Origin of the sequence: Bacillus sp. 205(2023) (assembly GCF_037027485.1) — a bacterium.
GTDB classification, from domain to species: Bacteria; Bacillota; Bacilli; order Bacillales; family Bacillaceae; genus Bacillus; species Bacillus halotolerans.
The window spans coordinates 733,250-753,181 of the sequence record NZ_JAXCHF010000001.1 but is presented as its reverse complement, the minus strand read 5'-3'; the positions used below and the strand labels follow the sequence as shown (position 1 = coordinate 753,181).

General features: G+C 45.0%; 25 protein-coding genes and 1 pseudogene. 21 read left to right on the top strand and 5 right to left on the bottom strand.

Going from position 1 to position 19,932, the window contains the following annotated elements; genetic code table 11:
* Nucleotides 1-99: 99 nt before the first annotated feature.
* Nucleotides 100-306, bottom strand: coding sequence for a YqzH family protein (locus WA325_RS03615; protein WP_024121951.1), 207 nt, complete (start codon nt 304-306; stop codon nt 100-102).
* Between the two features lie 167 nt (nt 307-473).
* On the opposite strand from WA325_RS03615, the gene WA325_RS03610 reads away from it, so the two are divergent.
* The 7 genes and pseudogenes from WA325_RS03610 to WA325_RS03580 all read left to right on the top strand — a co-directional run bounded on the left by WA325_RS03610 (nt 474) and on the right by WA325_RS03580 (nt 4,652).
* Nucleotides 474-1,712 carry a DNA polymerase IV gene (locus WA325_RS03610; RefSeq protein WP_095713226.1) on the top strand — a complete coding sequence of 413 codons (1,239 nt, stop codon included), beginning with the start codon at nt 474-476 and terminating at the stop codon, nt 1,710-1,712.
* Complete coding sequence (locus WA325_RS03605) at nt 1,709-2,047, top strand: YolD-like family protein (protein ID WP_105954894.1); 339 nt, start codon at nt 1,709-1,711, stop codon at nt 2,045-2,047. Before WA325_RS03610 ends, WA325_RS03605 begins: the two co-directional genes overlap by 4 nt.
* 182 nt (nt 2,048-2,229) lie before the next feature.
* The gene (locus WA325_RS03600; RefSeq protein WP_105954895.1) at nt 2,230-2,700 is read left to right on the top strand and encodes a GNAT family N-acetyltransferase; all 471 of its coding nucleotides are present in this window, start codon (nt 2,230-2,232) and stop codon (nt 2,698-2,700) included.
* Nucleotides 2,701-2,712: 12 nt separating this feature from the next.
* Nucleotides 2,713-3,070, top strand: a pseudogene (locus WA325_RS03595) (antibiotic biosynthesis monooxygenase family protein).
* The gene (locus WA325_RS03590) at nt 3,048-4,079 is read left to right on the top strand and encodes a GNAT family N-acetyltransferase (protein WP_105954897.1); all 1,032 of its coding nucleotides are present in this window, start codon (nt 3,048-3,050) and stop codon (nt 4,077-4,079) included. Before WA325_RS03595 ends, WA325_RS03590 begins: the two are co-directional and overlap by 23 nt.
* Nucleotides 4,076-4,399, top strand: coding sequence for an iron-sulfur cluster biosynthesis family protein (locus WA325_RS03585; RefSeq protein WP_024121945.1), 324 nt, complete (start codon nt 4,076-4,078; stop codon nt 4,397-4,399). The genes WA325_RS03590 and WA325_RS03585 overlap by 4 nt, the downstream gene beginning before the upstream one ends.
* Nucleotides 4,400-4,412: 13 nt before the next feature.
* Nucleotides 4,413-4,652, top strand: a complete 240-nt coding sequence (locus WA325_RS03580) for a DUF2552 family protein (RefSeq protein WP_044154756.1) — start codon at nt 4,413-4,415, stop codon at nt 4,650-4,652.
* Between the two features lie 36 nt (nt 4,653-4,688).
* On the opposite strand, the gene WA325_RS03575 is transcribed toward WA325_RS03580, so the two are convergent.
* On the bottom strand, nt 4,689-5,594 hold the full coding sequence (locus WA325_RS03575; RefSeq protein ID WP_105954898.1) for an alpha/beta hydrolase: 906 nt from the start codon (nt 5,592-5,594) through the stop codon (nt 4,689-4,691).
* Between the two features lie 170 nt (nt 5,595-5,764).
* Here WA325_RS03575 and WA325_RS03570 point away from each other — a divergent pair, with 170 nt between their 5' ends.
* Nucleotides 5,765-5,989: a YqkE family protein gene (locus tag WA325_RS03570; protein WP_105955075.1), complete on the top strand. Its 225-nt coding sequence runs from the start codon at nt 5,765-5,767 to the stop codon at nt 5,987-5,989.
* 31 nt (nt 5,990-6,020) lie between these two features.
* Here the strand turns inward: WA325_RS03570 and WA325_RS03565 are convergent, their stop codons facing one another.
* Nucleotides 6,021-6,941: an aldo/keto reductase gene (locus tag WA325_RS03565; protein WP_105954899.1), complete on the bottom strand. Its 921-nt coding sequence runs from the start codon at nt 6,939-6,941 to the stop codon at nt 6,021-6,023.
* A gap of 63 nt (nt 6,942-7,004) precedes the next feature.
* Entirely contained in the window at nt 7,005-7,127 is a 123-nt protein-coding gene (gene mciZ / locus WA325_RS03560; RefSeq protein ID WP_024121940.1) for a Z-ring formation inhibitor MciZ, read from the bottom strand.
* A 73-nt stretch (nt 7,128-7,200) separates the two neighbouring features.
* Between mciZ and nudF the strand changes: the two genes are divergently transcribed.
* Nucleotides 7,201-7,752: an ADP-ribose pyrophosphatase gene (gene nudF, locus WA325_RS03555; RefSeq protein ID WP_105954900.1), complete on the top strand. Its 552-nt coding sequence runs from the start codon at nt 7,201-7,203 to the stop codon at nt 7,750-7,752.
* A gap of 2 nt (nt 7,753-7,754) precedes the next feature.
* The gene (locus WA325_RS03550; RefSeq protein ID WP_105954901.1) at nt 7,755-8,918 is read left to right on the top strand and encodes a TIGR00375 family protein; all 1,164 of its coding nucleotides are present in this window, start codon (nt 7,755-7,757) and stop codon (nt 8,916-8,918) included.
* Between the two features lie 7 nt (nt 8,919-8,925).
* Here WA325_RS03550 and WA325_RS03545 read toward each other — a convergent pair whose 3' ends face one another.
* Entirely contained in the window at nt 8,926-9,276 is a 351-nt protein-coding gene (locus WA325_RS03545) for a helix-turn-helix domain-containing protein (RefSeq protein ID WP_024121939.1), read from the bottom strand.
* Nucleotides 9,277-9,458: 182 nt separating this feature from the next.
* On the opposite strand from WA325_RS03545, the gene ansA reads away from it, so the two are divergent.
* From ansA to WA325_RS03490, 11 genes are all read left to right on the top strand, one after another.
* Nucleotides 9,459-10,448 carry an asparaginase gene (gene ansA / locus WA325_RS03540; RefSeq protein WP_105954902.1) on the top strand — a complete coding sequence of 330 codons (990 nt, stop codon included), beginning with the start codon at nt 9,459-9,461 and terminating at the stop codon, nt 10,446-10,448.
* A 45-nt stretch (nt 10,449-10,493) separates the two neighbouring features.
* Nucleotides 10,494-11,921 carry an aspartate ammonia-lyase gene (aspA, locus tag WA325_RS03535; protein WP_010334814.1) on the top strand — a complete coding sequence of 476 codons (1,428 nt, stop codon included), beginning with the start codon at nt 10,494-10,496 and terminating at the stop codon, nt 11,919-11,921.
* A gap of 140 nt (nt 11,922-12,061) precedes the next feature.
* Nucleotides 12,062-13,468, top strand: coding sequence for a malate-H+/Na+-lactate antiporter MleN (gene mleN / locus WA325_RS03530; protein ID WP_105954904.1), 1,407 nt, complete (start codon nt 12,062-12,064; stop codon nt 13,466-13,468).
* Nucleotides 13,469-13,483: 15 nt separating this feature from the next.
* A complete protein-coding gene (locus WA325_RS03525) occupies nt 13,484-14,806 on the top strand; it encodes an NAD-dependent malic enzyme (RefSeq protein ID WP_105954905.1) in 1,323 nt (440 codons plus the stop codon).
* 113 nt (nt 14,807-14,919) lie between these two features.
* Nucleotides 14,920-15,141, top strand: coding sequence for a hypothetical protein (locus tag WA325_RS03520; RefSeq protein ID WP_105954906.1), 222 nt, complete (start codon nt 14,920-14,922; stop codon nt 15,139-15,141).
* A gap of 97 nt (nt 15,142-15,238) precedes the next feature.
* Nucleotides 15,239-15,883, top strand: coding sequence for a stage II sporulation protein M (spoIIM, locus tag WA325_RS03515; protein WP_024121933.1), 645 nt, complete (start codon nt 15,239-15,241; stop codon nt 15,881-15,883).
* A gap of 112 nt (nt 15,884-15,995) precedes the next feature.
* Nucleotides 15,996-16,445, top strand: coding sequence for a ferric iron uptake transcriptional regulator (gene fur, locus WA325_RS03510; protein ID WP_024121932.1), 450 nt, complete (start codon nt 15,996-15,998; stop codon nt 16,443-16,445).
* 124 nt (nt 16,446-16,569) lie between these two features.
* Nucleotides 16,570-16,797, top strand: coding sequence for a YqzK family protein (locus tag WA325_RS03505; protein ID WP_010334808.1), 228 nt, complete (start codon nt 16,570-16,572; stop codon nt 16,795-16,797).
* Nucleotides 16,798-16,804: 7 nt separating this feature from the next.
* Nucleotides 16,805-17,695, top strand: a complete 891-nt coding sequence (xerD, locus tag WA325_RS03500; protein ID WP_105954907.1) for a site-specific tyrosine recombinase XerD — start codon at nt 16,805-16,807, stop codon at nt 17,693-17,695.
* 161 nt (nt 17,696-17,856) lie between these two features.
* A complete protein-coding gene (gene deoB / locus WA325_RS03495) occupies nt 17,857-19,041 on the top strand; it encodes a phosphopentomutase (protein WP_105954908.1) in 1,185 nt (394 codons plus the stop codon).
* A gap of 12 nt (nt 19,042-19,053) precedes the next feature.
* On the top strand, nt 19,054-19,869 hold the full coding sequence (locus WA325_RS03490; RefSeq protein WP_105954909.1) for a purine nucleoside phosphorylase I, inosine and guanosine-specific: 816 nt from the start codon (nt 19,054-19,056) through the stop codon (nt 19,867-19,869).
* Nucleotides 19,870-19,932: the final 63 nt, after the last annotated feature.

Below are 19,932 nucleotides of genomic sequence, written 5' to 3'. Positions count from 1 at the left end.
TACATGAGAAGGGGCGCTTCCCGTCAATATCAGCCGCGTCCCTTCTGGCCATACGAAAACAGATATACGAAATTTCTCCAACAATGAAGGTGCATGACACTAAGAAAACAGCCCTTGGTTTGTGACGTAGTCATAAATGATATCCTCTATATGCGCATGCAGGTCCTCGTCTGGATCTTCATTTTGTCTTTCCTCTAAAGCAGCTTTCAGGCTTTGTTTTTCATACGGGCTTAACGGATCAACGGCGACATTTCGGCCGTATTGGCGCAATGCCTGTCCCAGCATTTTTTCGACAAATTTCTCCATTTTGACTCTCCTATCTTTATGGTTCGCTTTCATTCTACTAAATGTTTTCCTTCTCTCAAACCCTTGCATCATATTTTCTGTCAGACAAGAATCATTTACCAGTATAAATCGAACGTATTTTCGCATATAATAGTGAAAGCGAACATAAGTTCTTTTTAGAGGTGTGTATGATGAAAGAAAAAGTGATTTTTCTCGTTGACATGCAATCGTTTTATGCATCTGTAGAGAAAGCGGAAAATCCACATTTGAAAAATCAGCCGGTGATTGTTTCGGGTGATCCGGAAAGGCGGGGCGGAGTTGTATTGGCTGCATGCCCGCTGGCGAAACGAAAAGGGGTAGCCAATGCCTCACGCCTGTGGGAAGCGCAGGAAAAGTGCCCTGAAGCTGTTGTGCTCCGGCCTCGTATGCAGCGGTATATTGATGTATCGCTGCAAATCACCGCCATTTTAGAGGAATATACAGATCTTGTGGAGCCCTATTCCATTGACGAGCAGTTCATGGATATCACAGGCAGCCAGAAGCTGTTTGGAGCGCCCGAGGAAATTGCTAAAAGCATTCAGGACAGAATCATGCGAGAGGTCGGCATTTATGCCCGGGTCGGAATCGGCCCTAATAAAGCGCTTGCCAAAATCGCGTGTGACAATTTTGCCAAAAAGAATAAGAACGGTATTTTTACGTTAACGAAAGAAAATATGAAAACCGAGATGTGGCCGCTTCCGGTGGGGAGTATGTTTGGCGTCGGGAGCCGGATGAAACATCATTTAAATCGAATGGGCATCAGCACGATCGGCGGGCTTGCGGTTTTTCCGCTCGAGCTTTTAAAAAAGAAATGGGGCATTAACGGACACGTGCTGTGGATGACGGCGAACGGAATCGACTATTCTCCTGTGTCAACGGCATCGCTGGACGGACAAAAAGCGATTGGCCACGGAATGACACTCCCGAAAGACTATGAACACTTTGACAAAGAAATAAAGGTCGTTCTGCTGGAGCTGAGTGAAGAGGTATGCAGGCGAAGCCGAAACGCCGGGATGATGGGGCAGACGGTTTCGGTGAGCTGCAGGGGGGCTGACTTTGATTTGCCGACCGGCTTCAACCGGCAAGTGAAGCTGGCGGAACCGACCAATTCTACGCAGGATGTGTACCAGGCTGTATGCAGACTGTTTCTCAAGTTTTGGGACGGGAAGCCTGTCCGCCGCCTCGGGGTCAATCTCTCTCAGCTCTCATCTGATGAAGTATGGCAGCTTAATTTATTTCAGGATTATGCAAAGAAGATGAGCCTCGGCTATGTGATGGACGGGATTAAAAACCGGTTCGGCGACACGGCGATCATCAGGGCGGCCTCACTGACAGCGGCAGGCCAGGCGTTTGAACGTGCGGCTAAAATAGGAGGGCATTATAAATGAATGAGCATTTAAAAAGAGGCAATCTGCTGTGGGAAGGAAGCCGAATGTTTCTGCCTGAACATAAACAAAGCCTGCTTGAGAGAAAACACCATAAACAGAAGCTGCAAAGGCCAATCCTTGATTCGGATAAGCTGGAGGAGATGAACCAAACGCTTTGCATGGCAATGGAATTTGCTCAGGATATTACTGTCAGCTGCTTTCAAGATGGCGAAATTGTCACCTGCAGCGGGAAAATCTGCCGCTATGAGGAATTTGAAAAAACAGTGTGGCTAAAAGGGGACGCCGGCAAGCTCTGTAAGCTGAGACTTGATCAGGTGCTTGATATTTTTCTGTAAATGCTCCCCCTCCTGGAGGGGGAGAACTAGATGTGAAAATAGCAAACATTGTTCCGTCAGCAGTCTGGAAACGTATGATACAGAAAAGAAGGCATTTACAATTCCAGTCAGGCAAAATATAATTTTTATATTGTGAGAAAAAGAGACATTCGTTTTGCCAGACGGAGGGAGATCAAATCGTAATGGATATTCGAACAATCACGTCTTCAGATTATGAAATGGTAACGTCTGTAATGAATGAATGGTGGGGCGGCAGGCAGCTGAAAGAAAAGCTCCCGCGATTATTTTTTGAACATTTTCAGGACACCAGCTTTATCACACATGAACATAACAGCATGACTGGATTTTTAATCGGATTTCAATCGCAATCAGATCCTGTAACGGCATACATCCATTTTTCCGGTGTGCATCCAGATTTCAGAAAAATGCAAATTGGAAAACAATTATACGATGTGTTTATTGAAACAGTTAAGAAGAGGGGATGCACCCGGGTAAAGTGCGTCACGTCCCCGGTAAATAAGGTGTCAATCGCGTATCATACAAGACTGGGATTTGAAATTGAAAAAGGCAGCAAAACAGTGAATGGCATCTCAGTATTTGCAAATTACGATGGACCGGGCCAGGACAGGGTCCTTTTTGTGAAAAACATATGAGGAGGAACCGCTATGGATTTTTTATCAAAAACACCTGAGCCTCCTTATTATGCTGTTATCTTTTCTTCTGTCAAAAGTGAAAATGACGAAGCATATGGAGAAACAGCAGAGCGGATGGTTTTGCTTGCGGCGAGCCAGCCCGGATTTTTAGGTGTGGAAAGCATTCGCGGAGCGGATGGAACCGGCATCACAGTTTCCTATTGGGAGAGTATGGACGCAATCAATCATTGGAAGCATCACACCGAACACCAGGCAGCGAAAGAGAAAGGAAAAAGCGTATGGTATGAATCGTATGCGGTCCGCATCGCCAAAGTCGAGAAGCAGCGGCTGTTTTCAGGAGAAAACAAATGATTGGATTTCTTCAGCATAAGGTAGAGGCTGTATCGCGTGAGATTATTGACGTTCAAAAGCCAGCTTATGTAAAAGAAGCGGAGCTTATCGGTTTTGACGGAATCCCAGCTTTACACGAAAAAGCTGAGGATATCAGAGCCTCTCAGGAGCAATTTGCGGGATACCGGGAAGACGGGAAACTGCTCGGTGTCATTTCATACGAGAAGTTTATGCATGAGCTGACCATTTGCAGGCTTGTTGTGCATCCCGACGGTTTCAGAAAAGGCATCGGACGAGCACTCGTGCAATTTGTTATTGATCAGAACGAAGACGCTGAGAAAATCGAGGTAGTAACAGCCGAGAAAAACAACCCGGCCGTGTCGCTGTATACGCAGGCAGGGTTTGTAAAGACGAAAACCGTCAAAGCGTCAGAGGGGCTTTTTCTGTCAGTCTTTCATCTCTATCCGAAAAGAAAGGTTGAAGTCGTTCACTACAATGAAGAATGGGCAAGGCTGTTCAGAGAGGAAAAAGATCGTCTGAAGCTTGTGCTCGGCCCGGAGATTATTGACGTGCATCATGTCGGAAGCACATCGATACCAAATATGGCGGCAAAGCCGGTCATTGATATCCTGATTGCAGTAAAGGATATCGCGGCCGTGAACCAATATGATTCGAAAATGGCGGAGCTCGGCTATATGCCGAAAGGAGAAAACGGCATGATTGGCAGACGCTATTTTCAAAAGGGCGGAAATAAGCGTACTCATCATGTTCATATTTATGAGGGAGGGCATCCTGCTATTGAACGGCATTTGGTGTTCAGAGATTATCTCACAGCTCATCCGGAGATAGCGAATGAATACGCCGCGCTCAAAAAACAGCTGGCGGCCCAGTACCCGGACAATATCAAGCAGTACATACAGGGAAAAACCGATTGGATCAAGGCTGCAGAAGAAAAAGCGAAGCGGTGGAAAAAAGGCAGAAACAATGCGAACGGACGCGTGGTGTGCTACAATAGCGAAAATGAAAAAAACGGGGGTTTCACCTTATGAACATTCATGTGACAGATGCAGCAAAACAGGCACTGCAGCAGGCGCTTGACGCCAACCCGGGAAAAAAGGCACAGCTCCGTTATGACGCTGAAGGATGCGGCTGCGCAGTAAGCGGTGTACCGACCATCTGGGTGACAGAGGAATTAGCGGGACAGTGTGAGCAGCTGGAAACGAACGGCATTCCGCTATATATCCAGTCGTCGCAAAAAGTGTTTTTTGACGATCAAATGACAATCGATTACAATGAAAAAGCCAAAACGCTGGCGCTGAAAAGTCCGGCTCAAATGCTCAGTCCAAGAATGAGCATATTAGTAAAGTAGGGAGACACGAAACGTGGAACAAAAGCTGAAGTCAATTAAGAATACAGCACAGAATAAAACGTGGGTATCCTTTCTGAACAAAAACCATCCCTACACCCTGCTGCATTGGTCAATCGGAGGAGCGCAATCCGTCGAGAAGGATGTTTGGCTTTTGCAGGATGAAATGACATTTGAAGCGCAGGAGTTTACTACGATAGACCTTGCGATTGAATGGATCAGTGAACATATGGATGGCATCACCGACGTTTTATGATGGAAAAGCGAAAGGCCGAAAGGGGCCTTTCGCTTTTTACGTTATTTTGTCTAAAAAGGCTTGCACGGTTTTTCGATACGTGTCCCGATTTTTTGTATACGACATGGCGTGTTCTCCAGCTTCAGCAATATAGAGTTCCTTTGGACCGGGCTTTTTTTTATAAAGCCGCTCGGTTGCAGAAACAGGAATATAATCATCGTGCCTGCTGTGAATAAAGAGGACCGGCTTTTCGATCGTTTCGATGACGGCAAGCGGAGATACATCCCGTGCGCGGTAGCCGTCCCTGAACCGTAAAAAGGAGTCGGCAATGGGAAGAATCGGCCAGGAAGGCAGCCGGTATTCCGCTTTCAGACGATACGCAAGCTGTTCCTCGAAGCTTGCAAACGGGCAATCGGCAATATAAAAATCAGCGCCATCGTCAGGATGTGCGCCTGCATACAACAGAGCAGTCACTGCTCCCATTGATTCACCATGAACTCCAACCAATCCGCGGTTACCGGTTTTGTCTTTGACCCATTTGACGACCTCGTGTAAATCATCCTTTTCATAAAAACCATAGCTTGTAGTCTTTCCGCCGCTCTGTCCATGCCGGCGATGATCGTAAATCAGCACATTCCAGCCGAGATCAAGAAATAAATCCATATATTTGAGAGAATTCAATACATTCACGGTCACACCGTGGCAGATGATCATTGTATTTGATGTATCGTGCGGTGCAACATAGTAGCCTTTTATATCATATCCATATGCCGATGGAATCACAAAAGCCGTTTTCTCCATGCGTTCAAACGATTCAAATACATTATGCCCGTCATCTGTTTCTCTTTTCATAATCTCTTCGTCGGTTTTTTTCTTTATGAACATAATGATATTTGTGAAACAAATACCGATAGCAGCTACAGCTGCCAAGACAGCGCCGACGGCTAAAAGGAATCTTTTCAAAAGACACAGCACCTTTCAACTCTATTATGGATAACCTTCTAACACCATTATACCTAAACGCTGCTGAGCCGGCAGAAAAATATGACAGCGTTTTTCCGAAGAGAGTCTGCTTGTTCAGCCTGAATCTCCATGATAAACTGGCTTCAAAACAAAACACGGGGGAAGCGAGCATGAAAAAACAAAAATCCGCTGACAAACACCAATTAAAAGACGACCTTCAATCCGATATAAAAGAAAAGCTGATGCAGATGAAAAGCCAATTGAAGGAAGAGAATCAGGAGAGACAGAAAAGAGAAAAAGCAGAACAGATCAGAAAGAAAAAGGAGATCGAAAAAAATAAAACCTTCGAAGAGCTCCTAAATGAAAGTCCGTTGGATTGGCATCAATATAAATAAACCAGCACCTGTACAGGTACTGGTTTTTCTGTTAAGAGCGGTGCGCTTCGTAAACGTCTTGTTCCGTATGAGATTGGAGCGCTTTGATTTCCTCTTCACTTAAACGCCGTGCGTTTGCAGCATGAACGTTTTCCCGTAACTGCTCAATCTTACTGGCGCCTGTAATCACTGAGGCGACAGCAGGCTGTGCTAACAGATACTGCAGCGACTTTTCTGTCATGGACAGATCTGACGCGACATTCTCCATCGCTTTGCGGGCATTTGTCAGTGTCTCGAACGAATAGGATAAGTACCCGTTTTGTTTGATACTGTCAGCCGCTTGTTCAAGCGGTTTCTCAGTCAGCAGCCCTTTAGCGACCGGGCCCCTGGCAACGACACTGATCTGATGTTCCTCTAAAAGCGGGAGCCATTCCTCCGGCCGTCTGTCAAACAGGCTGAATTGCATCATAATGCTGACGATGTTTGACTTTTTCACATATTCTTTAATGACGTTCGGGCGAATAGAAGAAATTCCATAATAACGAATGACACCTTCTTGTTTTAATTCTTCAAATGCTTCAATCGTTTCATCAATGTTATCTTCTATTGTGCCGCCGTGAAGCTGATACAGGTCGATATAATCCGTTTTCAGACGTGTCAAGCTCTTTTTCACAGCTTCTTTTATGTAAGCTTTTGAAGGGTCCCAATACCAGCCTTCACTTTCGTCACTCCAGCGGTTTCCCGCTTTCGTTGCCAAAATAATATCCTGGCGTCTGTTTTGAATCGCTTCGCCGACGATTTCTTCATTGCGGCCGCGGTCATACAAATCAGCTGTGTCGAGATAGTTGATGCCAAGCTCAATGGCTTCATCAAGGATCGACAGCGCTTTATTTTTTTCGGTTCCAAGGGACATACAGCCAAGTCCGACTTCGCTTATTTCTAAATCAGATGAACCTAGTTTGCGCTTTCTCATGTGCACACTCCTTTTTTTAGGCTTTGTAATGACCGTAATATAAAGGAGCGGAGTTTTCAACTTTTACGGCTCGGAAACCCAATCTTTCACATACCGGAATGTGCGCCCGTATTCCTTGAGCTTCGCCCGCACCTCCCACGCTTTTCCCACTAAAACGACGCCCTTTTGCATACGGTACACTTTCATAAAGAAGCCCCCTTTTCTCTAGTATGATAAAATGTATGGGGCATGATATAGAGACAGAACGGGAGATGAAGAAATGAAACACTTAGAAGAAAAAACAATTGCTAAAGAACAGATTTTTTCGGGTAAAGTTATTGATCTTTATGTAGAGGACGTCGAGCTCCCAAACGGAAAAACGAGTAAACGCGAAATTGTAAAACACCCGGGTGCTGTAGCGGTGCTGGCTGTCACAGACGAAGGGAAAATCATAATGGTGAAACAATTCCGGAAGCCGCTGGAGCGGACGATCGTTGAAATACCGGCCGGAAAGCTGGAAAAAGGAGAAGAGCCGGAGTATACGGCGATTCGGGAGCTGGAAGAAGAAACAGGATACACAGCGAAAAAGCTGACGAAAATCACAGCATTCTATACATCGCCCGGTTTTGCCGATGAAATTGTTCACGTTTTTCTTGCGGAAGAGCTGTCTGTGCTTGAAGAAAAACGGGAGCTTGATGAGGACGAGTTTGTTGAAGTGATGGAGGTGACGCTTGAAGACGCACTGAAGCTGGTTGAGTCGCGTGAGGTATACGACGCAAAGACAGCTTATGCGATTCAATATCTTCAGCTGAAAGAAGCGCTGCAAGCATAAAAATGAAAAAGATTTACGCGGATTTACACATTCATATCGGCCGGACCTATACAGGAAGGGCTGTCAAAATAACAGGTGCAAAAACCCTGACGCTGGACCGGATTTTGGTTGAGGCCAGTGAATATAAAGGGATTGAACTTCTCGGGATTATTGACTGCCAATCCCCGGAAGTCATAATAGAGCTTGAGGAAGGCATTGCTTCAGGCAGGTATCATGAGCTTGAGGGCGGCGGAATCCGTTATCGCAGCACAACTCTTTTATTGGGAAGCGAGCTGGAGATTTACGATGAAGCCTGCAGCGGGCCGATTCATGTGCTCGCTTTTATGCCGAATCTCGCTGATATGAAACAATTTTCAGCCTGGCTTTCAGCGCGGATGAAAAATATTCACTTAAGCTCGCAGCGGATATACGAAACAGGCTTGAACCTTCAAAAAAAAGTAAAGGAAATGGGCGGATTGTTTATCCCCGCCCATATTTTCACGCCCTACAAAAGCTTGTACGGAAAAGGGGTTAAGTCAAGTTTAACTGAGGTTTTTGATCCTTCTATGATAGATGCGGTCGAGCTTGGTTTAAGCTGTGACACACCTATGGCTTCACAGGTATCCGAATTAAATAAATATTCATTTTTAACAAATTCTGATGCGCATTCCTTAGGGAAGATCGGCAGAGAATATAATGAACTATATGTGCAGTCAGCTGATTTTTCTGAGTTTGCTCTTGCATTAAAGGGGCAGGACAACAGGAAAATTACTGCAAATTACGGATTAGATCCGCTGTTGGGGAAGTATTATCAAACGGCTTGTGAAGTATGCGGGGAGCGTACAGTGAGCGGGGCAACGGCGTGCGCGGAATGCGGAAGTGCCAGATTGACAAAGGGTGTCAGCGAGAGACTGCGCGAACTGAGTGATCAGTCTGGAAAAGGCATAACGCGTCCTAGATATGTCCATCAGATACCGCTGCAATTTGTTCCGGGTGTCGGACCGAAAACCCTGGACAAGCTGAAGACTGCCTTTGGCACAGAAATGGCTGTTCTCCATGAGACTTCAGAGGAGGATCTGGCGCGGGTTGTTCCGCCGAAAACCGCCGCTCTTATTGTGAAAGCGAGGTCAGGAAAGCTTGAACTGAAAGCCGGAGGAGGAGGAACCTACGGGAAAGTTAAGTCCTGAGTGAAAATTAACTCAGTTCCTCCTGGACTTTTCTCTTTGTCCGGATAAAGGTGATCAACTGTATAATTTCGTCTTCAGACAGCGGCTTGCCGTCAACAGCAATATCAATGTCAAGGCTGCTCCACGTGGTCAATTCAATGGTCTGAGGAGCAGTCTGCTTTTGCTTTGGGCGGCCTAAGAGGTCATCGCAGGTTGTGTCAAAAAGGTCTGCCAGCATTGCCAGCGCCTCAAGCGAAGGGCGGCGGTAGCCGGATTCGTATCCCGCGTATGTGCTTTTTGCGATGCCCAGGAGGTCAGCCGTATATTGAAGCGACCAATTTTTCTTTTTTCTCAATTCAGTTAAACGATCTAAATTCATGGACTTCCGCTCCTTTTTCAACTTGAGCTGATTATATCATATAGGTATTCGGAAGTGTACGCGAATTGAATAATAATGTCTTGCGTATTTTATTTTCCGTGTCTATAATTGCATTAAAAGTATGCGAAAAGCGAATGCCTTCTCGCAAACCCATCTTTAGATATAGTGAAGAGGTGTATGGTATGAAAAAATTATTGATGTTGACAACTGGGGGAACGATCGCTTCAGTTGAAGGGGAAAACGGGCTTGCCCCGGGGGTGAAGGCTGACGAGTTGTTAAGTTACGTATCAAAACTTGATAACGATTACACGATGGAAACCCAATCGCTTATGAATATAGACAGCACCAATATGCAGCCTGAATACTGGGTGGAGATAGCGGAAGCCGTTAAGGAAAATTATGATGCCTATGACGGGTTTGTTATTACCCATGGTACAGATACAATGGCCTATACATCTGCCGCATTATCTTATATGCTGCAGTATGCTAAAAAGCCGATTGTGATTACAGGCTCGCAAATTCCGATTACCTTTCAAAAGACAGACGCCAAAAAAAATATTACAGATGCCATTCGCTTTGCCTGTGAAGGCGTAGGTGGGGTTTATGTTGTGTTTGACGGCAGAGTCATTCAAGGAACACGTGCGATCAAGTTAAGAACGAAAAGCTATGACGCGTTTGAAAGCATCAATTATCCATATATCGCTTTTATTACAGAAGACGGGATTGAATACAACAAACAAGTAACGGAACCTGAGAACGACTCCTTCACGGTTGATACGTCACTATGCACAGATGTTTGTCTGCTTAAGCTGCATCCGGGCTTAAAGCCGGAAATGCTGGACGCTCTGAAAAGCATGTACAAAGGAATTGTCATCGAAAGTTATGGCAGCGGAGGCGTTCCGTTTGAAGGCAGAGACATTTTGTCCAAAGTAAATGAGCTGATTGAAAGCGGCATCGTTGTCGTCATTACGACTCAATGCTTGGAAGAAGGCGAAGATATGAGTATTTACGAAGTCGGCCGCAGAGTCAATCAGGACTTGATTATCCGCTCTAGAAACATGAACACTGAAGCAATCGTTCCTAAATTAATGTGGGCACTCGGCCAATCCTCAGATCTGCCGGTCGTGAAAAGAATTATGGAAACACCGATTGCCGATGACGTTGTCCTGTAAAAAAGCTAAAACTATAACCATTATAGAGAAAGTAGGTTAAAGATTATGTTAAACGGCCAAAAAGAATACCGCGTGGAAAAAGATTTCCTTGGAGAAAAACAAATTGAAGCAGATGTCTATTACGGCATCCAAACGCTGCGTGCTTCAGAAAACTTTCCGATTACGGGATATAAAATCCATGAAGAAATGATTAACGCGCTGGCGATTGTAAAAAAAGCTGCCGCTCTTGCAAACATGGATGTAAAACGGCTGTATGAAGGAATTGGCCAAGCTATCGTACAAGCCGCTGACGAGATTCTGGAAGGCAAGTGGCACGACCAGTTTATCGTCGATCCGATTCAAGGCGGCGCTGGTACATCCATGAACATGAATGCGAACGAGGTCATCGGAAACCGCGCGCTCGAAATCATGGGTCATAAAAAGGGAGAATACATCCATTTAAGCCCTAACACACACGTTAATATGTCTCAGTCAACAAACGATGTATTTCCGACAGCCATTCATATATCCACACTGAATCTGCTGGAAAAACTGCTTAAGACAATGGAAGACATGCATGGTGTGTTTAAACAAAAAGCACAGGAATTTGATTCTGTCATTAAAATGGGACGGACTCACCTCCAAGACGCTGTTCCGATTCGTCTCGGCCAGGAATTTGAAGCATACAGCCGTGTTCTTGAGCGTGATATTAAACGCATTAAACAATCCCGGCAGCACCTGTATGAAGTCAACATGGGCGCTACTGCTGTCGGCACTGGACTGAACGCCGATCCGGAATATATCAAACAAGTCGTTAAACACCTTGCTGATATTAGCGGACTGCCTCTTGTCGGCGCTGACCATCTTGTCGATGCAACGCAAAATACAGATGCTTACACAGAAGTTTCTGCATCATTAAAAGTCTGCATGATGAACATGTCGAAGATCGCAAACGACCTTCGTTTAATGGCATCGGGACCGCGCGCCGGACTTGCAGAGATCTCTCTGCCTGCCCGCCAGCCGGGATCTTCCATCATGCCGGGTAAAGTCAATCCGGTTATGGCGGAGCTCATTAACCAAATTGCGTTCCAGGTGATTGGAAACGATAATACCATCTGCCTAGCTTCAGAAGCAGGTCAGCTTGAGTTAAACGTTATGGAGCCAGTGCTCGTCTTTAATCTGCTGCAATCAATCAGCATTATGAACAATGGTTTCCGTTCCTTCACTGACTATTGCTTAAAAGGCATCGAAGCTAATGAAAAACGCTTGAAACAATACGTAGAAAAAAGCGCTGGCGTTATTACCGCTGTGAATCCGCATCTTGGCTATGAAGCGGCTGCCCGAATCGCCAGGGAAGCGATTATGACAGGCCAGTCCGTACGTGATCTTTGCCTTCAGCATGATGTGCTGACAGAAGAAGAACTGGATATCATTTTAAATCCATACGAGATGACAAAGCCAGGGATTGCTGGAAAAGAGCTATTAGAAAAATAAAATTTAAACAAAATACAGCTTATTCACCCCTGAATAGCCGGTGAATAAGCTGTTTACAAGCATAGGGATGAGGAAGTATAGTATACGTGTTGCACTATTTATTGAAAGCGTTTTAGCTTTTTCATTAAGGGGGACTTCTTTTGAAGGATGTAAGATTGCCAACACTATTTGAAATTATTATCGTACTAGGAGTATTTTTGGCACTTGTCATGTCGTTTACAGTCTTTTTGGACTTGCCGATACAGCTTGCGCTTTTTATTTCCTGGTTTATTGCAATGATTCTCGGAATCAGACTCGGTCATTCTTATAAAGATTTGCAGAATGCGATTCTTAGCGGAATATCAAACGGTCTCGAAGCCGTTCTGATTCTCGTTTCAGTCGGAGCGCTCATCGGAACATGGATCGCCGGAGGCGTGGTGCCGACTTTGATTTATTATGGATTAGAATTTATTCACCCTAGTATCTTTTTACTCGCAACGTTAATTATTTGTTCTATTATGTCTGTGGCAACGGGAACGTCATGGGGAACAGTTGGAACAGCCGGCATCGCCATGATCGCAATTGGTGAAGGCCTCGGAATCCCGCTTCCTCTTGTAGCGGGAGCCATTCTTTCCGGAGCTTATTTCGGGGACAAGCTGTCTCCTCTGTCTGACAGTACAGTCCTGGCTTCTTCATTATCAAAAGTGGATGTATTGGACCACGTCAGAGCGATGCTTTATTTATCAATACCAGCATATGTGATTACGGCTATTCTCTTTACAGCTGTTGGATTTATGTACGGCGGGAAAAATATTGACCTCGACAAAGTTGAATTTTTGAAATCTTCATTGCAGAATACATTTGACATTCATATTTGGATGCTGATCCCGGCTGTAATCGTTATCGTCTTATTAGCGATGAAAAAGCCATCTATGCCGGTTATCGTAATTGGTGCATTGCTTGGCGCTGTCTGGGCTGCTGTTTTCCAAGGCATGAATTTCGCGGATGCGATTGCAACAGCCTACAACGGGTTCTCTATTAAAACAGATGTTGAATTTTTAAACGGCCTCTTAAACCGCGGAGGCATCGTAGGCATGCTCGGGTCTCTCGTCGTGATTATCTTTGGTCTCGGTTTTGGCGGGTTGCTTGAGAAGCTAGGTGTGTTAAAAGTCATTGTTTCATTGTTTGAAAAGAAATTGACATCAGCGGGCAATGTGACATTATCTACGCTGATTGTAGCATTTTTGGCGAACATCTTCGGGTGTGCCATGTATGTATCTCTTATTTTGACACCGAAGATTATGGAAGACAGCTATGACCGTTTGCATCTGGACAGAAGAGTTCTCTCCCGTAATTCAGAGGTCGGAGGAACATTGACTTCAGGTATGGTTCCTTGGTCTGATAACGGCATTTACATGGCCGGAATTTTAGGAGTTTCTACCTTCTCTTATCTGCCGTTTATGTGGCTCAGTTTTGTCGCAATAGGTCTTGCCATTATCTATGGTTATACAGGAAAATGTATATGGTATACGAAAAACGATACAGCTCAAGCTGAAAAACTAGGCTAAGGGGAGGATCACTGAATGATAGCGAAACACATGATTCGGACACTGATGATAGAAACGCCTTCGGTTCCCGGAAATCTCGGAAGAGTGGCTACAGCAATCGGCCTTCTGGGCGGAGACATTGGTGATGTGGAGACGGTAAAAGTCGGACCCAATTACACGATGCGCAATATTACTGTACAAGTGGAAAATGAAGAACAGCTTCAGGAAGTGATCATGGCTGTTCAGGCTCTTGGCGAAGGGATCAGGCTTCACACGGTATCTGATGAAGTCCTGTCTGCTCATGAAGGCGGAAAAATCCAAATGAAAAGCAAAATGCCAATCCGTTCGCTGGCAGAGCTCGGGCGCGTCTATACCCCAGGTGTAGCAGACGTCTGCAGACTGATCGAGAAAGAACCTCAGAAGGCTGATATCTATACAACAATCAGCAACTCGGTCGCAATTGTAACCGATGGAACAGCGATTCTTGGCCTTGGTAATATCGGCTCTGTGGCGGGAATGCCTGTTATGGAAGGAAAGGCAGCGCTGTTTGATCAGCTGGCAGGAATCAGCGGTATCCCGATTTTGCTGGATACAAGTGATCCTGAAGAAATCATCAATACGGTAAAACATATTTCACCAGGATTTAACGGCATCCTGCTTGAGGATATCGGGTCACCGCATTGCTTCGAAATTGAAGATCGCCTAAAAGAGGAGCTCAGTATCCCTGTCATGCACGATGATCAGCATGGGACAGCTGTCGTTACGCTGGCAGCTGCCATTTCGGCATGTAAAAGCGCGGGCGTTGACTTGAAAGAAGCAAAAGTGGGGCAGATCGGCCTCGGCGCAGCGGGCGTAGCCATCTGCCGGATGTTTATGGCTTACGGCGTCAAAGCTGTATGTGGAACAGACAAATCAGAGGCGGCGATGAGTCGTCTTGAGCAATACGGCGGACAGACAGCTGCCAGCATCGAAGAGTTAATGGAAACATGTGATATTGTCATTGCCACAACAGGAGTTCCTGGTTTAATTAAACCTGAATTTGTACGATCTGGTCAGGTCATATTGGCATTATCCAATCCGAAGCCGGAAATTGAGCCTGAGGCTGCTTTGCAGGCCGGCGCAGCGTATGCAGCTGACGGGCGGTCTGTGAATAATGTGCTTGGCTTCCCGGGTATATTCAGAGGAGCACTGAATGCCAAAAGCAAGGAGATCAATCACGATATGCTTGTGGCGGCAGCAGAGGCCATTGCAGCCTGCACAAAGCCAGGTGATGTGGTTCCGCAGCCGCTGGATTCAAAGGTCCATCACGAAGTGACAGCTGCCGTTGAACGCGCAGCTCTTACAGCGGTCAAACATTAAAATGAAAACAGCGCCTGGCACGACAGGTGCTGTTTTTTTCTGACAGATTCAAAACATTTTAATAACATGTTCCATTTGCTATAATGAACCAAATGAAACAGGGAGTGATCAGCATGGCAAAAAGCCGAGCGAAAAGAAAACGGGAGCATCTGCTTAGAAACAGCGGACGGGACGCCTTATTATCAAGAGGCAGTTCTCCATCCTTCAGCACCCATGAAAGAATGACAAAAAGCATAAAAGACATATTGAATAAAAGAAAGCATAAACACAAAAATCCTTATGATCATAATGCATTTGATGATAGGGATTTTTTTATGCCCGAAACCGCCGCCTAGCAATCTCTATCGTTTCTTTTTGAAAAAGAGCATGTTTTTCCGTTTCTTTCATACAATCTATTAAATCAAATCAATAGAGCGGGCGGGAGGAAACGATATGCGGAAAATTTCTTATAAGGACATGTTTCTCGGGCATGTAAAGGATCATCTCTCTCTTTATATATTTGTGTCTGTCCTGTTTTTCATGGGTGTGATTTTTGGCGCTATTATTGTCAACAGCATGACGATCAGCCAGAAAGAAGATTTATATTATTATTTAAGCCAATTTTTCGGACAGCTATCAGACGGAAAGCAGGCCAGCTCATCCGATATGTTTTGGCAAAGCATTTTTCATAATGTAAAGTATTTAGGGCTGATGTGGATTTTAGGCATTTCTGTGATTGGTATGCCGATCATTTTTATTATGATCTTTCTAAAAGGAATTGTCGTCGGATTTACTGTGGGATTTCTCGTCAACCAGATGGGAATCAGCGGTTTTTTCTTATCCTTTGTCTCGGTTTTGCCGCAAAATGTGCTGCTTATTCCGGCTTACCTCATTATGGGCACGTGTGCGATTGCATTTTCTTTAAAGCTGATCAGACAGCTGTTCGTCAAACGAAGTCTGCATGATGCGCCGATCCAGTGGTTCGGGCGATATGCTGTTGTTCTCCTGATCATTTTATTTTTAGCGCTGATCTCGTCTCTCTTTGAAGCATACATGTCGCCTGTTTTGATGGAAAAGCTGACATCGCGACTTTTTTAAAAACATTATTAAAAGAAAATCATTTTATTTATCAGTTTATAATAATTATAGTTGGAACTCCGCGCTTATTTTGTTATAATGAGTCATGGAATGCGGCGTAGGAGGGAAAGACATGGAAAACCGTATTGATCGAATTAAGAAACAGCTGCACTCATCCAGCTACAAACTTACGCCTCAGCGTGAAGCGACAGTAAGAGTGCTGCTTGAAAACGAAGAAGACCATTTAAGCGCAGAAGATGTATACCTCCTCGTAAAAGAGAAATCTCCTGAGATCGGTCTCGCAACAGTATACCGTACGCTTGAATTACTAACTGAATTAAAAGTCGTTGATAAAATTAACTTTGGAGACGGCGTGTCCCGTTACGATCTTCGTAAGGAGGGGGCAGCTCACTTTCATCACCACTTGGTGTGCATGGAGTGCGGAGCCGTTGATGAAATTGAAGAAGATTTGCTTGAAGACGTAGAAGAAGTCATTGAACGTGATTGGAAATTTAAGATCAAAGATCATAGATTGACGTTTCACGGCATTTGCCACCGCTGTAACGGAAAAGAAACTGAATAGACGATGCCGGGCTCGAACCTTTTCTCTTGGGGAAAGGGTTTTTTGCTGTTTCGACGTATAATTCCTTTCTGATTTGGCATATGGTTTAAATAACTGGAACCATAGAGAAAGGATCGATTGGGACATGGGAAGATTCCTGAAAACGGCTGTTGATACATTGAAGGTTTTTATTCTGTTCACAGGTTTTACCGCTCTCTTCTATTATGCTATGATATGGGTAAATCAAGAGTATGAAAACTATCATCGGTACGATAAACCGGAAGGCTCTGCCGTAAAAGTTGTTGAAATGGATGCGGAAGAAAAAGGCGGATGGTTTGACCGGTTAATCTTTTTTTACCAAAATGGGGAGTAGATCTAGAGTGAAAGATCAAATAAAGGATTTCATCCACTACGTCATGGTAGAGAGAGGGCTTTCTCAAAATACGGTGGTCTCCTATGAGCGTGACTTGAAAAGCTATTCTCTTTATTTAACAGAAACCCTTCATATCAACAATTGGAACGATGTGACCCGTATACATATTATCCAATATTTGAAGCACTTGAAGGACTCGGGGAAATCCGGAAAGACATCAGCGCGGCATTTGGCATCGATTCGCTCTTTTCATCAATTTTTGCTTAGGGAAAAGGTGACGGACAAAGACCCTTCCGTACATATCGAAACACAAAAAACAGAACGGACGCTTCCAAAGGTGCTGGCGCTGAACGAGGTTGAGCGGCTGTTGGACACGCCTAAGCTTACGAGTCCTTTTGGCTATCGGGATAAAGCGATGCTGGAGCTGCTCTATGCCACAGGTATCCGAGTCAGTGAAATGATTGAATTGAAAACGACAGATGTCCATTTGTCAATGGGGTTTGTCCGCTGTTTCGGAAAAGGGAGGAAAGAGCGGATTGTGCCGATCGGTGAAACCGCTGCTTCTGCTATTGAAGAATATATGATGAAAGCCAGGGGGAAACTGCTGAAGAACAAAGTGTCTGACGCACTCTTTTTAAATCATCACGGGAAGCAGATCAGCCGCCAGGGGTTTTGGAAAAATCTGAAGAAAATCGCGCTCGAAGCCGGAATCAAAAAAGAGCTCACCCCGCATACACTCAGGCATTCCTTCGCAACGCATCTGCTTGAAAACGGGGCTGATTTAAGAGCGGTGCAGGAAATGCTCGGCCATGTGGATATATCTACGACGCAAATCTATACGCATGTGACAAAAACAAGGCTGAAGGATGTGTACAAGCAGTACCATCCGCGTGCCTAGCCGCAGCAGGCTGCGGCTTTTTTCTTTAGGCCAGACAGAAAATAATGAAGTTTCTCATTATTTTCAAATGCATTGTCAACGGGAATGAAAACGGTTTATACTTGAGTTGTCAGACCTCTAGGCGATACAATAGACGTATAGAAAAAAAGGAGGCTTTTATGATGCCTGCATACAAATATAATCGCGTGTTTTTAATCGTAATGGATTCAGTCGGAATTGGCGAAGCGCCTGATGCCGCCGACTTTAACGACGTAGGCGCCAATACGCTCGGGCATATTGCTGAGCACATGAACGGATTACATATGCCGAATATGGCAAAACTCGGCCTTGGCCTTATTGGTGATATCAAGGGCGTTGAAAAAACAGAACAGCCGCTCGCGTACTTTGGAAAAATGCAAGAAGCGTCAAACGGCAAAGATACAATGACAGGCCATTGGGAGATCATGGGCTTATACATTGATAAACCGTTTAAAGTGTTCCCTGAAGGCTTTCCTGATGAACTGCTTAAGGAGCTTGAGAAAAGATCGGGCCGCAAAATTATCGGAAACAAGCCGGCTTCTGGCACAGCTATTTTGGATGAACTCGGCAAAGAGCATATGGAGACAGGCGCTTTAATTGTGTACACTTCAGCTGACTCTGTTCTGCAAATTGCCGCTCACGAAGAAGTTGTTCCGCTTGAAGAACTGTACCGCATTTGTGAAACGGCGAGAGAGCTGACGCTTGATCCGAAATATATGGTAGGCCGTATTATCGCACGGCCGTTCGTCGGCGAACCGGGACATTTCAAACGGACGCCAAACCGCCACGACTATGCGCTTAAGCCGTTTGACCGCACTGTGATGAATGAATTGAAAGACAGCGGCTTAGATGTCATTTCAATCGGAAAAATTTCTGATATTTATGATGGAGAAGGAATTACGTCTTCCCGCAGAACGGTATCCAATATGGACGGAATGGACAAGGTGGTTGACACGCTCGGAGAAGACTTTACGGGTCTGAGCTTTGCAAACCTTGTTGATTTTGACGCCTTATACGGCCATCGCCGTGATCCGGAAGGCTACGGACGCGCGCTTGAAGAATTTGATGCTCGTCTTCCGGAAGTATTCGAACAAATGAAAGAAGATGATCTGTTAATCATTACAGCCGATCACGGCAATGATCCGATTCATCACGGAACAGACCATACACGTGAGTATGTGCCGATTCTTGCATACAGCAAAAAACATGAGAAAGCGCAAATGCTGCCGCTCGCAGATACATTTGCCGATATCGGCGCAACCATCGCCGATAACTTCCAAACAAAAAAACCGAAATACGGTAAAAGCTTTTTATCTTTATTACAATAGGGGGACTGTTTCTTGAAAGACAGAATTGAACGCGCAGCCGCTTTTATTCAACAAAATTTGCCTGAATCACCAAAGATCGGCCTTATTTTAGGCTCAGGTCTTGGTATTTTGGCTGATGAAATCGAAAATCCTGTTAAGCTGAAATATGAGGATATCCCGGAATTCCCGGTATCAACGGTTGAGGGACACGCCGGACAGCTTGTGCTTGGCACACTTGAGGGAGTTACCGTCATCGCCATGCAGGGCCGCTTTCATTTCTATGAAGGGTATTCAATGGAAAAAGTCACTTTTCCTGTTCGCGTCATGAAAGCGCTTGGAGTCGAGGCTTTGATCGTGACAAATGCGGCAGGGGGCGTAAACACTGAATTCCGTGCGGGAGACTTAATGATCATTACAGATCACATTAACTTTATGGGGACAAACCCATTAATCGGGCCAAACGAAGCAGATTTCGGCGCCAGATTTCCTGATATGTCTTCAGCCTATGATAAAGATCTTTCCAGCCTGGCTGAAAAAATTGCGAAAGACCTTAACATTCCAATTCAAAAAGGTGTGTATACCGCTGTGACAGGTCCTTCCTATGAAACACCGGCGGAAGTGCGCTTTTTAAGAACAATGGGTTCTGATGCAGTCGGCATGTCTACCGTACCGGAAGTGATTGTGGCAAACCATGCGGGTCTCCGCGTACTCGGCATTTCCTGTATTTCGAACGCGGCAGCCGGAATTTTGGATCAGCCTTTATCTCACGATGAGGTCATGGAAGTGACAGAAAAGGTGAAAGCCGGATTCTTGCAGCTTGTGAAAGCGGTAGTTGCTAAGTATGAATAAAAATGGAATTCAGAAAAGATAAAAAGACAGCTGTTTCTAATTGAAACAGCTGTCTTTTTTTAT

What these genes read in the sequence shown, in the direction of transcription:
- WA325_RS03615 (WP_024121951.1), bottom strand. Translation starts at nt 306, where the DNA reads ATGGAGAAATTTGTCGAAAAAATGCTGGGACAGGCATTGCGCCAATAC.
- WA325_RS03610 (WP_095713226.1), top strand. Translation starts at nt 474, where the DNA reads ATGATGAAAGAAAAAGTGATTTTTCTCGTTGACATGCAATCGTTTTAT.
- WA325_RS03605 (WP_105954894.1), top strand. Translation starts at nt 1,709, where the DNA reads ATGAATGAGCATTTAAAAAGAGGCAATCTGCTGTGGGAAGGAAGCCGA.
- WA325_RS03600 (WP_105954895.1), top strand. Translation starts at nt 2,230, where the DNA reads ATGGATATTCGAACAATCACGTCTTCAGATTATGAAATGGTAACGTCT.
- WA325_RS03590 (WP_105954897.1), top strand. Translation starts at nt 3,048, where the DNA reads ATGATTGGATTTCTTCAGCATAAGGTAGAGGCTGTATCGCGTGAGATT.
- WA325_RS03585 (WP_024121945.1), top strand. Translation starts at nt 4,076, where the DNA reads ATGAACATTCATGTGACAGATGCAGCAAAACAGGCACTGCAGCAGGCG.
- WA325_RS03570 (WP_105955075.1), top strand. Translation starts at nt 5,765, where the DNA reads ATGAAAAAACAAAAATCCGCTGACAAACACCAATTAAAAGACGACCTT.
- WA325_RS03565 (WP_105954899.1), bottom strand. Translation starts at nt 6,941, where the DNA reads ATGAGAAAGCGCAAACTAGGTTCATCTGATTTAGAAATAAGCGAAGTC.
- mciZ (WP_024121940.1), bottom strand. Translation starts at nt 7,127, where the DNA reads ATGAAAGTGTACCGTATGCAAAAGGGCGTCGTTTTAGTGGGAAAAGCG.
- nudF (WP_105954900.1), top strand. Translation starts at nt 7,201, where the DNA reads ATGAAACACTTAGAAGAAAAAACAATTGCTAAAGAACAGATTTTTTCG.
- WA325_RS03550 (WP_105954901.1), top strand. Translation starts at nt 7,755, where the DNA reads ATGAAAAAGATTTACGCGGATTTACACATTCATATCGGCCGGACCTAT.
- WA325_RS03545 (WP_024121939.1), bottom strand. Translation starts at nt 9,276, where the DNA reads ATGAATTTAGATCGTTTAACTGAATTGAGAAAAAAGAAAAATTGGTCG.
- ansA (WP_105954902.1), top strand. Translation starts at nt 9,459, where the DNA reads ATGAAAAAATTATTGATGTTGACAACTGGGGGAACGATCGCTTCAGTT.
- aspA (WP_010334814.1), top strand. Translation starts at nt 10,494, where the DNA reads ATGTTAAACGGCCAAAAAGAATACCGCGTGGAAAAAGATTTCCTTGGA.
- WA325_RS03525 (WP_105954905.1), top strand. Translation starts at nt 13,484, where the DNA reads ATGATAGCGAAACACATGATTCGGACACTGATGATAGAAACGCCTTCG.
- WA325_RS03520 (WP_105954906.1), top strand. Translation starts at nt 14,920, where the DNA reads ATGGCAAAAAGCCGAGCGAAAAGAAAACGGGAGCATCTGCTTAGAAAC.
- spoIIM (WP_024121933.1), top strand. Translation starts at nt 15,239, where the DNA reads ATGCGGAAAATTTCTTATAAGGACATGTTTCTCGGGCATGTAAAGGAT.
- fur (WP_024121932.1), top strand. Translation starts at nt 15,996, where the DNA reads ATGGAAAACCGTATTGATCGAATTAAGAAACAGCTGCACTCATCCAGC.
- WA325_RS03505 (WP_010334808.1), top strand. Translation starts at nt 16,570, where the DNA reads ATGGGAAGATTCCTGAAAACGGCTGTTGATACATTGAAGGTTTTTATT.
- deoB (WP_105954908.1), top strand. Translation starts at nt 17,857, where the DNA reads ATGCCTGCATACAAATATAATCGCGTGTTTTTAATCGTAATGGATTCA.